This window comes from Paenibacillus sp. J22R232 (assembly GCF_056269165.1).
In genome coordinates this window covers 110,758-126,475 of sequence record NZ_JBWDNK010000016.1, presented here as the reverse complement: position 1 = coordinate 126,475, position 15,718 = coordinate 110,758, and the positions used below count along the sequence as shown (strand labels likewise).

Annotated in this window: 10 protein-coding genes; all 10 read left to right on the top strand. The window is 44.5% G+C overall.

Annotated features, from left to right (window positions below; translation table 11 throughout):
• On the top strand, nucleotides 1-631 hold a 631-nt coding region (locus AC0YN3_RS28450), incomplete at its 5' end, for a type 2 periplasmic-binding domain-containing protein (protein ID WP_475778281.1).
• A 205-nt stretch (nucleotides 632-836) separates the two neighbouring features.
• Complete coding sequence (locus tag AC0YN3_RS28445; RefSeq protein WP_475778280.1) at nucleotides 837-1,289, top strand: MarR family winged helix-turn-helix transcriptional regulator; 453 nt, start codon at nucleotides 837-839, stop codon at nucleotides 1,287-1,289.
• Nucleotides 1,290-1,305: 16 nt separating this feature from the next.
• The gene (gene paiA, locus AC0YN3_RS28440) at nucleotides 1,306-1,824 is read left to right on the top strand and encodes a spermidine/spermine N(1)-acetyltransferase (protein ID WP_475778279.1); all 519 of its coding nucleotides are present in this window, start codon (nucleotides 1,306-1,308) and stop codon (nucleotides 1,822-1,824) included.
• A 139-nt stretch (nucleotides 1,825-1,963) separates the two neighbouring features.
• Nucleotides 1,964-4,273: a glycoside hydrolase family 2 protein gene (locus AC0YN3_RS28435; RefSeq protein ID WP_475778278.1), complete on the top strand. Its 2,310-nt coding sequence runs from the start codon at nucleotides 1,964-1,966 to the stop codon at nucleotides 4,271-4,273.
• 43 nt (nucleotides 4,274-4,316) lie between these two features.
• Nucleotides 4,317-6,110: a family 43 glycosylhydrolase gene (locus AC0YN3_RS28430; RefSeq protein WP_475778277.1), complete on the top strand. Its 1,794-nt coding sequence runs from the start codon at nucleotides 4,317-4,319 to the stop codon at nucleotides 6,108-6,110.
• Between the two features lie 226 nt (nucleotides 6,111-6,336).
• Nucleotides 6,337-7,605 carry a glycoside hydrolase family 1 protein gene (locus AC0YN3_RS28425; protein WP_475778276.1) on the top strand — a complete coding sequence of 423 codons (1,269 nt, stop codon included), beginning with the start codon at nucleotides 6,337-6,339 and terminating at the stop codon, nucleotides 7,603-7,605.
• A 16-nt stretch (nucleotides 7,606-7,621) separates the two neighbouring features.
• Nucleotides 7,622-10,411, top strand: coding sequence for a family 78 glycoside hydrolase catalytic domain (locus AC0YN3_RS28420; protein ID WP_475778275.1), 2,790 nt, complete (start codon nucleotides 7,622-7,624; stop codon nucleotides 10,409-10,411).
• Between the two features lie 124 nt (nucleotides 10,412-10,535).
• The gene (locus AC0YN3_RS28415) at nucleotides 10,536-12,086 is read left to right on the top strand and encodes an ABC transporter substrate-binding protein (protein WP_475778274.1); all 1,551 of its coding nucleotides are present in this window, start codon (nucleotides 10,536-10,538) and stop codon (nucleotides 12,084-12,086) included.
• Nucleotides 12,087-12,268: 182 nt separating this feature from the next.
• A complete protein-coding gene (locus tag AC0YN3_RS28410) occupies nucleotides 12,269-14,026 on the top strand; it encodes a sensor histidine kinase (RefSeq protein WP_475778273.1) in 1,758 nt (585 codons plus the stop codon).
• Nucleotides 14,023-15,630 (top strand): response regulator, encoded by a 1,608-nt coding sequence (locus tag AC0YN3_RS28405; protein ID WP_475778272.1) that lies wholly within the window; start codon nucleotides 14,023-14,025, stop codon nucleotides 15,628-15,630. Before AC0YN3_RS28410 ends, AC0YN3_RS28405 begins: the two co-directional genes overlap by 4 nt.
• Nucleotides 15,631-15,718: the final 88 nt, after the last annotated feature.

Below are 15,718 nucleotides of genomic sequence, written 5' to 3'. Positions count from 1 at the left end.
CTTGGCAAAAAACACGGGCGTGAAGGCGGAATTCTCCATTCTGCCTATACCTAAAGTCGAGGGCTATGAGGGCTTCTATACGTGGAAGCGATTTGCTCCTCCGCAATGGGTTGTTAAGAGCACCAAGGATGAGACGAAGCTGAAGGCTACCCTTAAGCTGTTGAATAATATGTACGACAAGGACAACTGGAAAGATATGTACCTCGGCGTTGAGGGCATGCACTACACGATGAAGGACGGCAAAGCCACCAAACTGTCGGATGATAAGAGCACGATGGAAAATCAAGTGCTAAATCCGTATTCGAGCTCAGCGACTTTAGCGTTCACAAAAGATCTTTATAACGATACCGCCTCGGACGACAGCAAGTGGGCAATCGACCAGTTGACCAAAAATATGGATGAAGCCCAAAAGTATGCGAAGGTCATTGCCGGCGACGGCATATCGGCCAGCATCTATGAAGGTTTCCCTGACATTAACAACCGTACGTTATTCGTGGAATACGCTTCAAAAATCATTCTTGGCCAATATCCGATCAGCAAGTTCGACGAATTCGTGGAGAAGTGGAACAAATCGGGCGGAGAAGAAGTAACGAAGCGTGCTAGAGAATGGTATACGAAAGTAAAAGGTTAGTCACGGAGTGACATGACCATTGATCATGAAAGGAATAGTATTTAAATGCTTTAAGCAGGAGCACCTTGTTATCAAAGGCGGCTCCTGTTTTTTTAAACCATTTGGCGGTTATGCGTAGAGCTCTGACGGGACTTTTATTGCAAATGCAACAAAAATGAAGTACTATTTTTAATCACACTTAAAAAATAGTATTGGAGTTGCGAATATGACGGAGATTTTACGCGAGATCGGAATGATAGCTAGAGCATTGGATTCCATTAGCAATATCGAATTTAAAGCATATGATCTTACTAAAGGACAGTACTTGTATCTCGTGCGAATATGTGAGAATCCAGGGATTATTCAAGATAAATTAGCTGAAATGATAAAGGTAGACCGAACAACGGCTGCCCGGGCGATTCAGAAGCTGGAGCTTCATGGTTTTATCGAGAAGAAAGACGATCCATTTAACCTGAAAATTAAGAAGCTATTCCCCACAGTGAAAGGGAATACGGTTTATCCTTATATCAGAAGTGAAAATGATTACTCCAATAGGATCGCATTATCCGGTTTTTCCGAAAGCGAAGCGGAAACGATTTCCAAATTACTGCAACGAGTCAGAAAAAATGTGGAAAAGGAATGGGATTTCGTAAAAAAGGGAAACAAAAGAAATTATTAAAAGGCGGATAAATAAAATGACTATGCATATAAAAAAATGTATTAACGAAGATCTGGAATCACTTCAAAAAATTAGTATTGAAACATTTACGGAGACATTTAAGAAGCAAAATTCGGCTGAAAATATGAAAGCTTATTTGGAAAAGGCATTTAACGTAAAGCAACTAGATATGGAATTATCCAATAGCTCATCGGCATTTTATTTTATTTACGCTAATGAAGATATTGCCGGGTATTTAAAACTAAACGTGAATGATGCTCAAACTGAAAAAATGGACAACCATTCACTTGAAATCGAAAGAATTTATGTGAGAGAAAAACATCGTAAGCAGGGGCTTGGCAAATATTTAATGAATAAAGCGATAGAAAAGGCGACAGCACAGAATAAGGAAAAGATCTGGCTAGGCGTTTGGGAAAAAAATGAGAGCGCAATTGCCTTTTATACAAAATTTGGTTTTGTTCAAACAGGAGCCCACTCTTTCCAAATGGGTGATGAACAACAGATCGATTTTATAATGGTCAAATCACTCACTTAGCAGCGAGAACAAGATTCCTTCTTCAGAAAGTCGTTTAAGTTCCATCGATATAGTCGTCAAAACGTTAGTGAGCTCTCCTTACGTTCATTACAATCATATAAGGGCTAGGTATTTTTCAAAAGAGGAGTGTTTTTTCACAATGAGAAGACGTATTGAGATGAATGATGCTTGGCGATTTATTAGACAGAATGAAGAGCATGCGGACAAGGAATCGTATAACGACCAGCATTGGAGCATCGTGAAAATTCCCCATACATGGAACGCGATCGATGGTGCAAACGGCTATGAATATTATCAAGGGGCTTGCTGGTATAGAAAGACGTTCGTGATTGAACCTTCTTGCGAGGGGAACAGACTGTTTATAGAATTCAATGGTTCTAACAGTATAACGGATGTATACGTAAATGGCCTGCATATGGGGCAGCACAAAGGAGGATACTCCACGTTCAGGTTTGACATAACGGAGGCGGTTCATTACGGTGGGGACAATGTGCTTGCAGTAAAAGTGGACAATAAGGTCGCAGATGATGTCTACCCTCAAAAAGCAGACTTTACCTTCTACGGAGGGATTTACCGAGATGTCAACGTAGTGGTAACGCACTCCGTTCATTTGGATGTGATGGATTATGGATCTAATGGCGTATATGTCATTCAGGAAGAAGTAACGAAGGAAAAAGCTAGCCTGATCATTCGTTCAAGACTAGTCAATGACAGTAATGAAGAGAAGAAGGTTCGACTTTGGGCAAACATTTTCGATGCGGATAATCAGATTGTAACCTACGCTGCGAAAGAGGTTTTATTGGCTGCAGGAGAAAGCAGTACGGAAGAAATGTCTTGCATCATAGACAACCCGACCTTGTGGCATGGCCGGAAAAATCCTTATCTCTACCGGGTAAATGTTTCATTAACCAGCTTTAATGACACCATCGATGAAATTTCTATTCCTTTTGGAATGAGGTACTTTCATGTCGATCCGAAGCAAGGCTTTTTCTTGAATGGCGAACATCTAGCTTTGCACGGCGTATCCAGACATCAGGACAGGAAAGATATGGGCTGGGCCATAACGGAACAAGAACAAGTAGAAGATATGGGATATATTAAAGAAATCGGGGCGTCTTCTATCAGGCTCGCCCATTATCAACACAGCCAGTTCTTTTACGATTTGTGTGATCAAGAAGGCATGGTCGTATGGGCGGAAATACCTTTCATCTCGATCATGTCACAGAATGAATGGGAAGGCGTCAATGCAAAGCAGCAAATGTTGGAATTGGTCAAACAAAACTATAATCATCCATCTATTATATTCTGGGGAGTGCAAAACGAGATTCAAATCGGCGGAGAACGGCCGGAGGTCAGAAAGCTCGTTAAAGAGCTGAATGAGCTGACTAAAAAGGAAGATCCTACCCGAATTACGACGATGGCTAATGTTCTGTTTGTTAATGAGGAAGATGAATATAACCGCATGACGGATGTGATTGGATACAACAAGTACTACGGTTGGTACCACGGAAAGCCCGGGGATTTCGCCCCTTGGCTTGACAAGTTTCATCGCATTAATCCTGATGTACCGCTGTGCATATCCGAATATGGGGCAGAAGGCATTGTCCAATATCATAGTTCCGAGCCTAAGATGAAAGATTATACAGAAGAATATCATACCCTTTTCCATGAGTCCGTTTGGAAGATTTTCGAAAAGAGACGTTTCTTATGGGCTACTTATGTGTGGAACATGTTTGATTTTGGAGCCAATATCAGAGACGAAGGCGGCGTTAAAGGGAGAAATAACAAAGGCCTTATTTCCTATGATAGAAAAGTGAAGAAGGATGCTTTCTATATGTATAAAGCTCATTGGTCCGATGAGAAATTTGTTCATATCGCGAGTAAACGATTCATAGACCGAGCAGAGGAATCCATTTCAATTAAGGTCTATTCTAATTGTTCTGAAGTGACGCTATTCGTCAATGGCGCGAAAGTTCAAACGCTAACCAGCGATGAGAAAATCTTCTGTTTTGAGGATGTGAGCTTGGTTGATGGGTTGAATGCTATTCGTGCTGTAGCCACCGATGGACAAGCTCAATACTCGGATGCTGCACAGTTTAATAAGGTGGATGAGCCGAATGCAAGCTATGAAGCCCCGGTAGAGGACAAGGGCGAGGAGGTCAGCAACTGGTTTGAATTGCCCGAACTAGATGGGAAGACCATGGAGGATCTGCAAATTACCAATGATGTATACTCCACCAGATGTACCTTTAAAGAGCTATACGAGAGCGATGACGCGGCAGCGGTGCTGAATCAATTTTTGGGAGAAGGCTTTAGAGAGAGGCCTACTTACAGCATGACTCAAGGATTCAAAATCGATACGTTGGCTGAAATGGCGCCGGAACACTTCACTGAAAAGCTGTTATACGCACTCAATAAAGAATTAACGCAAATCAAAAAGCCATATTAACGACTATAGGTTTTGATTTTAGTTCGAGAGGGAGTGATTCAAGATGAAATACATCTGCAATCCAATCAACATGGAATACAAATATCAGTTTATCGAAATGAACGGAATGAAAGTCAATAGAGAAGCAGCAGACCCGAGCCTGATTTCGTTCGACGGAAAATACTTCCTGTTTCCTTCCATGACGGGTGGCTTTCTGGTCAGCGATAATCTCGTGGACTGGAAATTCCATCCGTTAAACGATGTACCGATTTATGACTACGCGCCGGACGTAAGGATTATTGGGGATTATATGTATTTCACGGCCTCGAACGCGGAGAAAAATGGTTCTTTTTTCCGTACGAAGGATCCTATTCATGGGCATTTCGAAGAGATCGAAGGCACCTTTCCCTTCTGGGATCCGAATCTATTCGCGGATGATGATGGACGGGTTTATTTTTACTGGGGATGCTCGAACGCTAAGCCGATCTACGGAATTGAACTGCAACCGGAAGGCATGAAGCCGATTGGTGAGCCGGCTGAGCTGATATTCAGCAATCAAACCGTCATGGGGTATGAGAGGAACGGAGAAAATCACATTCCGCCTAAAACGCCCGAGCAGATCGAGAAGGCTCTTCAAATGTACCTACAAAGCAAGCCGGATGCAACGGAAGAAATGATAAATTATATTCGTGTTGCGCTGGGGAATGATCCGTACATCGAAGGAGCATGGATGGATAAGCATGAGGGCAAGTACTATCTGCAATATTCCAGTCCCGGTACGCAGTATAACGTTTATTCCGATGGCGTATATGTGTCGGATCATCCACTGGGCCCTTTTAAGCTGGCTAAAAATAATCCATACTCCTTTAAACCGGGCGGCTTTATACCTGGAGCAGGACACGGGTCCACGATGGAAGATCGCTACGGTAATTTCTGGCATGCCTCGACGATGAGGATCAGCATGAATCATATGTTTGAAAGGCGCTTAGGATTGTGGCCTGCAGGTTTTGATCAGGACGGTGAGCTGTACTGCAATCAGCGATACGGCGACTGGCCGATGAAGGTTGAGCAGGGTGAAAACGATTCATGGTCCAATCCCGAGTGGATGCTGCTCTCTTACGGCAAGCCAGCGAGAGCCTCCTCTCATGTGCAGGGGAAGGAGGCGGAGAAAGCAACGGATGAGAATGTCCAGACCTGGTGGAGAGCGGCAACAAACGAAGCGGGGCAATATTTGGAAATCGACTTGATGAATCCATGCGAAGTCCATGCGATCCAGATCAACTTTGCAGACGATCAATTAGATCTTTCGCTTCCAGAAGGAGCGGAGTTGCGCGTAAGCGGACATACACCTCGCTATATTGATCATCGCAAACATGTTACGAGATGGCTTCTGGAAGGCTCGTTAGACGGAACATCATATTTCGTCATCGAAGATAAATCGAATGCGGATACCGATCTAGCGCATGACCTGATCGTCAGGGAAGAGGGCTTGAAGGCAAGGTTTATCCGGTGCACAGTGATAGAACTGCCGTATCGCCAACAGGCTTGTATTTCCGGTCTTAGAGTGTTTGGAATGGGCATTGGTGAACGTCCTATTCAAGTATCCGGAGTTAAGACCGACGTTCGAAACGGACTTGATCTTACCGTTGCATGGAACCAAGATACTGCCGTGGGCAATGCCGTAGGATACAACGTATTGTGGGGGTTTACGCCGGAGAAGCTGTATCACAGCTACATGGTTTTGGGGAAATGCGAGGTCAGCATAGGCGCGTTAATAAAAGGCGAGCCCGTGTATGTCAGAGTGGATGCTTTTAATGAAACGGGAATTACGGAAGGCGAAGTTATGAAAGTCATCTAATTAAAGGAATCACTGTGTTGGGATATTCATTTGCTAGACATACAAGCAGCCGGGGCCGAAGAGGACCCGGCTGCTTTCATATCTGGAGGAAAAGTCGGCAAAGCTTCATTCAACTAGTCGCCAAAACGTTAGTTGGCTTTGACGGCTTTGATTACAATGGGATGAAGCTAGTTTTTTTATTGGATGGTAACGACTAACTACGATAGGTAAAGGAGAGGGATCCAAAATGTCGAGACAATTTCCCGAAAACTTCTACTGGGGAGCATCTACTGCGGCACACCAGGTGGAAGGCAACAATGTAAATTCCGATTTTTGGTTAATGGAAAGTTTGGAGGGGACAGTGTTTAAGGAGCGATCCGGCGAAGCGGTCGACCATTACCGCTTGTACAGGGAAGATATAGCGCTTATGGCGGAATTAGGCTTGAATTCGTATCGTTTTTCCGTGGAGTGGGCACGAATTGAACCGAAAGAAGGTCAGTTCGATCAGGAGGCTATCGATCATTACCACGATGTTCTAGCAGCTTGTAAGGAGTTTAATATTATGCCGATCATAACCCTCCATCATTTTACTTCTCCGCAGTGGTTGATTCGTGCCGGAGGTTGGGAGTCCATGGAGACCCCAGCAAAGTTCGCGCGATACTGCGAACATGTCATGCGCGAGTTAGGCGATTCTATTCCTTACGTATGCACGATTAATGAGGCGAACATTTCCATCGGAATTACCAAAATCATAAAGCGTCATCAGACACAAAATGCTGCGCAAGTCGGAATCAATACCGGAACGATGGAAAGCATGCAAAAGTATTTTGCCGCATTAGGTCAAGCATTCGGCGTGCCTCCCCAAGAAGTCCATGCCTTTTTAGCCGCAAGATCGGAGAAAGGGTTGGAAGTGATCTTCAAGGCGCATACACAAGCTAGAGAGGCGATACGAAAAGTTAGCCCGCATACCCAAGTAGGCATAACGTTGTCCTTGTATGACATTCAGTCCATCCCGGGCGGCGAAGAGCATGCAGCGCATGCCATGCAGGAGGAGTTTCATCAGTTTCTTCCTTATCTAGAAGAAGATGATTTCTTCGGTTTGCAAAATTATACTAGGTACGTATATGGTCCAGAAGGATATATGCCACCTGCCGAGGATGCCGAGAAAACGCAGATGGGCAACGAGTTCTACCCGGAAGGACTAGAGTCCGTAATCCGGTATGCCTCGATGCATTTGAATAAGCCGATTATCGTTACGGAGAACGGCATAGGTACGGAGAACGACGAACGGCGAATTGCGTTTATTGATGGTGCGCTGCAAGGGGTGCATAATTGCATCGGTGATGGAATACCGGTACTCGGGTATATGCATTGGTCGCTGCTCGATAATTTCGAATGGCAGCTCGGATACTCCAAAACCTTCGGGCTGCTCGCAGTGGACCGATCCACGCAAGAAAGAAAACCCAAGCCAAGCGCATACCATTACGGAAATATTGCCAACACGAATCTATTATAAAGTGAGGTTACAGAATATGATTGAAGTGGTGTCGTTACGGACAGAGTATCTGGAGAATCCCTTGGGTCTGGACACGAAACGACCGCGTCTCGGCTGGAAGCTGCGCAGCGATGGCAAAAACGTCATGCAAACGGCCTATCAATTGCACGCATCCAAAGCGGATGACTTCGCTAACTTAATATGGGACAGCGGCAAATTAGAGAGCGGCGACTCGCAAGGTATTTTTTATGCTGGCCCTGCATTACATTCGATAGAACGTATCTATTGGCGAGTCAAGGTTTGGAGCAATCATGGAGTGGAGTCGGCCTTTAGCAAGCCCGTCTTCTTCGAAACAGGTTTGCTGCAAACGTCGGATTGGGAAGCTCGATGGATTGAACCGGAGAAGGAAGTAGACATTGACGCTTATAAACCGGCTCCTTATATTCGGAAGGACTTTCTAGTAAAGAAAGGACTCGTTTCCGCGCGAGCCTGCTTTACGGCGAAAGGTTTGTACAGCTTTTATTTGAACGGTGCGGAAGGTACGGATCATCTGTACACGCCTGGCTTCACCTCTTATTATAACCGGCTGCAATATCAAGTATATGACGTGAGCTCCTTTGTGCATGAAGGCATGAATGCACTTGGGGTTATTCTAGCAGACGGCTGGTGGAGAGGGACAACCGGCGGCGCAAGCTTGAAAAACAATTTTGGATACAAAGTTGCTTTTTTGGGGCAGCTCATGCTGGATTACGAAGATGGGAGCCGCGAGGTCATTGGTAGTGACAGCTCTTTTAGAACCTCTCAAGGTCCATTGCTGAAGTCGGATATGAAGGCGGGTGAGCTCTACGATGCCAGATTGAACATAACGGGTTGGAACCAACCGGGGTATGACGATGCTGCCTGGGCGCCAGTGCAGATGGTCGAGGATCGATTCGATCATTTAATTGCTACCCGCAGCGTACCGGTTAGACAGAAGGAAAGGTTCACACCAAAGGTATTGCACACGCCAAATGGAGATATGGTATTGGATTTCGGGCAAAATATCGCAGGTTGGGTCGATATGAAGGTACAAGGAGATGAAGGGGAAGAGGTCGTTTTGATTCATGGCGAAGCCTTGGATCGGGATGGTAATTTCACATTGCAGAACCTTGCGGCACATGGAGTGATAGCGGATTTTCAAGAGGTTCATTATATTTTGGCAGGAAGAGAAAGTGAGAGCTACCGACCGCAGTTTGCTATCTTTGGTTTCCGCTATGTACTGGTGAAGAAATATCCTGGGGAAATAATGCCAGAGAACTTTACGGGCGTAGCCGTATATTCCGATTTGGAGGAGACTGGCGATTTCAACTGTTCGAATCCATTAATAAACAAACTTGTATCTAACTCGAGATGGAGCCAGAAAAGCAACTTTATGGAGATCCCTACCGATTGCCCTACAAGAGAAAGAGCAGGGTGGACCGGCGACGCGCAACTCTATTGCAGAACGGCTTCAGATTTCATGAATGTATATCCTTTTTTTGAGAAGTGGATGGCTGACTTGGCGGCCGAACAATTCCCGGACGGTTCGGTCGGAAGCACGGTGCCAACCGTGATTGGGCACCACAGCATGGAAGAATGGGAACGCTTTGCGAAGGCGAATACCGATCCGATGCTGGCGCTTCGCAGGCCAAGGCCCGGAACTGCCAGCATGCTAGACGGCTCTTCGGGCTGGGGAGATGCGGCGGTTATTATTCCATGGATTCTCTATCTTTGCTACGGAGACAAAGGGATTCTGGAGAGGCAGTTTGACTCAGCGAAAGCATGGGTGGATTATATGGCTGCCTGCGCGAAAACCGAAAGCGAGGAGTTTAAAGATTCGCCAGCTTATCACAATTATACCGAAGGGGAGCTTGATGCCCATTATATATGGGATACGAAGTTCCATTGGGGCGAATGGTTGGAAGCGGACACGAATTTTAACGATATCGTATCAGCTATGACTAGCTCCAGGGGATCACTCCCTTTTGTTGCAACGGCATATTTCGCGTATTCTAGCCGCCTGCTCTCAGAGATGGCATTTGTCCTTGGGGACACCGAGGAAGGTGCGAAATACAAGGCGCTCTACGAGAAGGTTAAACGAGTTTATAATAAATATTTCATAAAAGATGATGGGGCCATGATCGAAAATAGGCAGGCTCCTAATGTCCGATCGCTTGCATTCGGGTTAGTGGAAGAAGATAAAAAACAAGCCGTTGCGGACAGGCTGGCGCAGTTAGTTGAAGAACAGAATGATCACTTGAATACGGGTTTCCTTTCGACGCCATTCTTACTTCAGGTATTAGCGGACAATGGCTACGCCGATCTGGCTTTCAGGCTGCTGGAGCAGGAGTCGAGTCCGTCCTGGCTGTTTGCCGTCAGCAAGGGGGCTACGACAATTTGGGAAAGCTGGAGAGGCATCTCACCCGAGGGGGAACTGTCTGGATCATTAAATCATTATTCATATGGGGCTGTGTGCGACTTTCTCTTTGCCAGTATAGCTGGCATTCGGCCTGTTTGGGAGAAGCCAGGCTACAAGCATTTTATGTTGAAACCATTGGCAGGCGGTTCGTTGACTCGGGCGGCTGCAACGTTTGAGTCCAGCTATGGAACCATCCGGTCAAGCTGGGAGAAGAAGGACCATGAAGTAAGCTATCGATTTGAGGTTCCTGCCAATACGACGGCAACGATTGTGCTTCCAGGCCGTCTAGAAGATTTGAACTATGGATTCAACGAGTCTACGGATGCCTACAGTGAAGGGGAGAGCATCATATTGACAGTGGGGAGCGGCGAGTATATGTTTACGATCTAACCATGCTTGCCATGCGGGATAAAGTCTTGAAAGCAATAGTCATAAAGTCGTCAAACTGTTAGTTATGCGGGATATGGGAAGATATACTCAAAGTGCTAGCAATCAAATATATAGGGGGAATACGATGAAAAGGACATTCAAGTACACCAGGATTCTGCTTGCGTTAGCGCTTATGACAACACTGATCGCCGCATGCTCTTCAAACAACAACGGAAATAAGACTGGCGAGCCAAGTCCGACAACGGGAGCAGGAAATGCTTCCGAATCTTCTGAAAGCGCTGAAGATGCAATGAAAGAGCCCTATGCATTAACGATGGCGTTGCCTATATTCGGAGCGGTTCCGGCAGATATGAAGCTGGTTGAAGCTGAAATTAACAAGCTTACACAGGAAAAGCTGAATACAACCGTAACGATTCTCCCGCTTAGCATTGGAAGTTATGACCAGCAAATGAACCTGATGACATCCAGCGGGGAAAAGCTGGATCTAATGTTTACCTTCGGCATTGGAAGCAAATATGCCACAGATGCGATAAGCGGCAAACTTCTTCCGATCGATCCGCTATTGGAGAAACATGGACAAGGCATCGTGGAAGCTATTGGAGCCGAATATATGGAGTCCGCTAGAGTGAACGGACAAATTTACGGTGTTCCTACTATGCATTCTTTCGCGTCGCAGCCAGCCGTGTTCATGAGAAAAGACCTGGTAGAAAAACATAATATTGATGTTGATGCCATCCATTCCTTGAATGATTTGGACAACGTGTTTAAAACGATTAAGGACAACGAGCCCGGAGTGGTTCCGCTTGCTTCCGGTTTATCGAAAACGATGGATTTTTACAGGAGCTATGATAAGCTAGGAGACGGTAATGGCGTATTGCCGGGATTCGACAACGGTTTGAAATTAGTTAACTGGTATGAATCTGACGAATATGCACAGTTACTGAATAAAATGCACAATTGGTTTAAAGAAGGTTATGTTAATAAGGATGCTGCAACTACGAAAACGAATACAGCTGACTTGCTTAAGGCGAATAAGGCTTTTTCTTACATTACGATGAATAAACCCGAAATTAGAGCGCAGGAAGAGCGTCTTATCGGTCAAGAATTGGTGGTTGCAAATCTCGATATCGATGCGTATGCGGTCACTACTGATGTAATAGTCGGGTTATGGGGGATTGCCCAGCAGTCTGAAAATCCGGAGCGCGTCATGAAGTTCCTGGAGCTTATGTACACAGATAAAGACCTTGTCAATCTTATTATTTGGGGAATCGAAGGCAAGCACTATGTTAACGTATCGGATAATGTAATCAAATATCCAGAAGGCGTTGACATATCGACTGTCGGCTATACGATGAATGCGCTAACGACGAGCAATCCTTTCATAGCCTACACATTCGAAGGCCAAGATCCGAAACTCGGCCAAAGCGTTATGGCATTTAATGGTTTAGCGAATAAGTCAAAAGCATTAGGGTTTTCGTTTAATCCAAGCAATGTGCAAAACGAATTGACGGCAATCACGAATGTTACGAACCGGTACAAATCAGTTTTGGAAACAGGCTCGGTGGCTCCAGATTCCGTTCTTAAGGAATTTATTGTGCAATTGAAAGCGGCTGGCATTGATAAAGTGATTGAGGAGAAACAAAAACAGTTAGACGCTTGGGCAGCATCCAAATAAGCAAGGCGTTAAGCTTGAGCAATAAACCTTATAATAACAGCAGCAAAGTCGGGTCTACATGTAGATCCGGCTTTGTTTATTGGAGGTTTCCCGTGTAAAATGCGCAAGATTTAAATCGCTTAGGCGAAGGTGAGTTTGTCACTTATAATGTAAGAAAACAAATCAACGAGGAGTCGGAGAGCATGAAAAAGCTTACATTAAAGAGGCTTCACCTAAATTCGTTGCGAATTCAAATTACGTTAAGCGTACTGATTATGACGCTGCCTCTGACAGGAATGCTGCTATACAACAATTTTTACGCGATTGACGTTGTCCGCGAACAAGTGGCCGATTCTTACAAAAATACGTTATCGCTTTATATGAACCAGATTGATTCGAACTTGAATGATATCGATTCCTATATCAATACGATTGCCGGAACGGGCTATGATTTAATTGCGCTTAAACAGGCTGAAACCGATGATCAGTATTATATGTCGAAAGCCTATATTTTCAACAAATTATCGTTCGATATGGCTTTATTTAAATTATTGGGTTCTTTTTTTGTTTATGTCGAGGAAAGACGCGACTATATGGATGTATACGCTACCGGTGTTTCCTATGAGGAAAAGGAAATTGTGCAAGCTCATATCACGAACATGATCACTCAACAAAAATTACCCAAAGGAATTAGAACCAAAAGATGGCAGCATACCCAAATCGGGCAAGAGCATTACCTCGTTAATATCGTGAAATCAGGAGATGTCTACCTAGGTGGCTGGGTTAAAACGGATGAATTGCTAAAGCCTCTTAGCGCTCTAAGACTAGGGGAGGGGGGGACTACGCTGATTGCTGACGATCAAGGCGAGTCGATTACAAATCGCAGCCTCGTGGATAACGATGGAATAAACCTGCGGAAGAACTTAAATGAACATTATTTATCGGGATCGGATCGCAAGTACCTTGTCGTAGGGACAGAATCCTATAGAGGCAACTTTAGCTTGGTAGCGGTTATACCGGATCGCAACATACTAGCGAACCTTCCCTATCTTCAACGGCTTGTTTGGTTCATTACCATAAGCTCGTTCATAGTTATTCCGATTGGTCTTTATTTAATGAGGCAAGTTTTTCTTAACCCGCTTAAACGGATCCTACTCGCCATGAGCAGAGTCCGCGGGGGGGATTGGGGTGTCCGTGTGAATGCGGAACTCGGCGCTGAAGAATTTAAAATATTGGGATTTTCCTTTAATTCGATGATGAATGAAATCCAAACGCTTCGAGTCAACGTGTTTGAAGAACAATTGAATAAGCAGCGAGAGGAGCTTCAGCGGCTGCAGCTGCAAGTGAATCCACACTTTTTCTTGAATGCTTTGAATATCGTTTATAATTTAGCTAAAGTCAAAAACCACCAATTGATCATGGAAATGACCATGTCATTGATAAAATATTTCCGTTTTTTATTTCGCAGCAATACATCCTTTGTTAGGCTAAATGATGAGCTGCAGCACACTCGTCATTATTTGAGTATACAGGAGCTGCGTTTTCCCGAGAAATTGACATGGAAAGTAGATGCGCCAGATTATTTAACGGATATTCCGGTTCCTCCTCTCGTTATTCAGTCGTTTGTCGAGAATTCGATTAAACATGCGGTAACGATGGAGGAGCCTATCCATATCACGGTACATGTCGGTTTCGAAGATGAAGTAGACGGCTCTATGATGAAGATAAGCATAAAGGATACGGGTAAAGGATTTGAAGATAAGGTTCTTCAGGAGCTGCAGGCTGGCAAAAACATAGAAAATGAACAAGGCGAGCGAACCGGGATTTGGAATGTTCAACGGCGGCTAAAGCTGCTATATAACGAATCTGTCAGCATTTATTATGATAACGATAAGGATACAGGAGGCGCCGTAGTGGAAATCATTGTTCCAACTCAACCTGTAATGGAGGGGAAACGATGACTTATCAATTGTTGCTTGTCGATGATGAATTGCATGCTATTGAAGGAGTCAAAAGCGATCTGGACATGGATAAGCTTGGGCTATCCAGGTTATTTACAGCTTATAATATGAAACAGGCGAAAGCGATAATTGAAAGTGAAAAAATAGACATTATGTTGTGCGATATAGAAATGCCGCAAGGGAGCGGTTTGGAGCTGCTGTCATGGGCAAGGGAGCAATATCCGAATCTCATCACCATATTTCTGACGAGCCACGCCGATTTCAAGTATGCAAAGGAAGCTATCCAGTTAGGAAGTCTGGATTATTTGTTAAAGCCAGTGCTTGCGGACGAATTGGAAAATGTAATCCGCAGGGCCCAGGGCATCATTGACCATAACAGTGAAATGATTAGGAATAAACAATCGCATCAATTTTGGATGAAGCATAGATCACTTGTCATTGAACGGTTTTGGTTGGACTTGATTAATCACACCATTCCAAGTAATCCGGAAGCGATTCATAACCATGCCGAGTATCATCAACTGCCGGTCTTAGATGACGCGATTTTTTTCCCATTGTTGATTTCAGTGAAAAAATGGAATAAACCATTAAGTCGGCGTGATGAAAAAATAATGGAATATGCCCTTAAAAATTCGGCAGAAGAAATCATAACGGGCAGCCATCTGAATGGGGTATTCTTTTTTCTTGACCGCGGAACGATGATTGGGATTTTTGCTGCGGATATGTTGGAAGACGGGAACCTAGATCAGCTTCCACAGGCATGCAATCACTATTTAGATCTGTGTAGGGAGTTTTTTTATTGCAGTGTATCTTGTTATTTAGGAAAGCCTGTTGAAGCTCAAGGAATAGCAGGAATGGTTACAAGCTTAAAGCAACGCGATCGAAATAACGTAGCCTTTTACAATGAAGTTTTTCCTTACGTTGAGAGGATGGATACGAATCATTCGATCGGGCTGCCAGATTTGAATATGTGGTTATCTCTGCTAAAAACAGGGACAAAGGACGAGGCTATTCGCGAGGTAGAGAAGTCTCTCGATCAGCTGTTACAAAACCAAATCGTGGATGCCAATATATTGCATCAGTTTCATCAGGATTTCATGCAGGCGCTATATTCGTTTCTGAATATGAACGGCATTCAGGCTCATCAGCTATATGGGGATGAAGCGTCTAGAAGGCTGTCGGAGTTGGCGGGACATTCTGTGGCTGATTTATTAGCCTGGGTTCATCATACACTGGACAAAGCCGTACAGCAAACGAAAGCAGTAGAAGAAACCGAAACGGTCGTCCAGACCGTCCAACGTTATATCGACCTAAATATAGGCCATGACATGTCGCGAGATACGATTGCCAATCATGTCTATCTAAATCCCGATTATCTGTCCAGGATATTCAAAAAAGAAACGGGATACTCGATTTCCGATTATGTGTTAAATGAAAGAATCAACTTAGCTAAAGAGCTGCTATCGCAAACCAACATCCCGATAAGCTCGATTGCATCGGCCGTAGGGCACACCAATTTCTCGCATTTTGCTAGAATATTCAAAAAACACGCTGGGCTGGGACCAACGGAATTCAGGAACCAATTTGGAAAAAATGACAAATGAGCTGACTCAAAAATCAATGAAGCAGCTAGCCTTATGCTAGAAATGGCGGTACAGGGATTACTACCCTGGCACCGCTATTTTTTTTAAC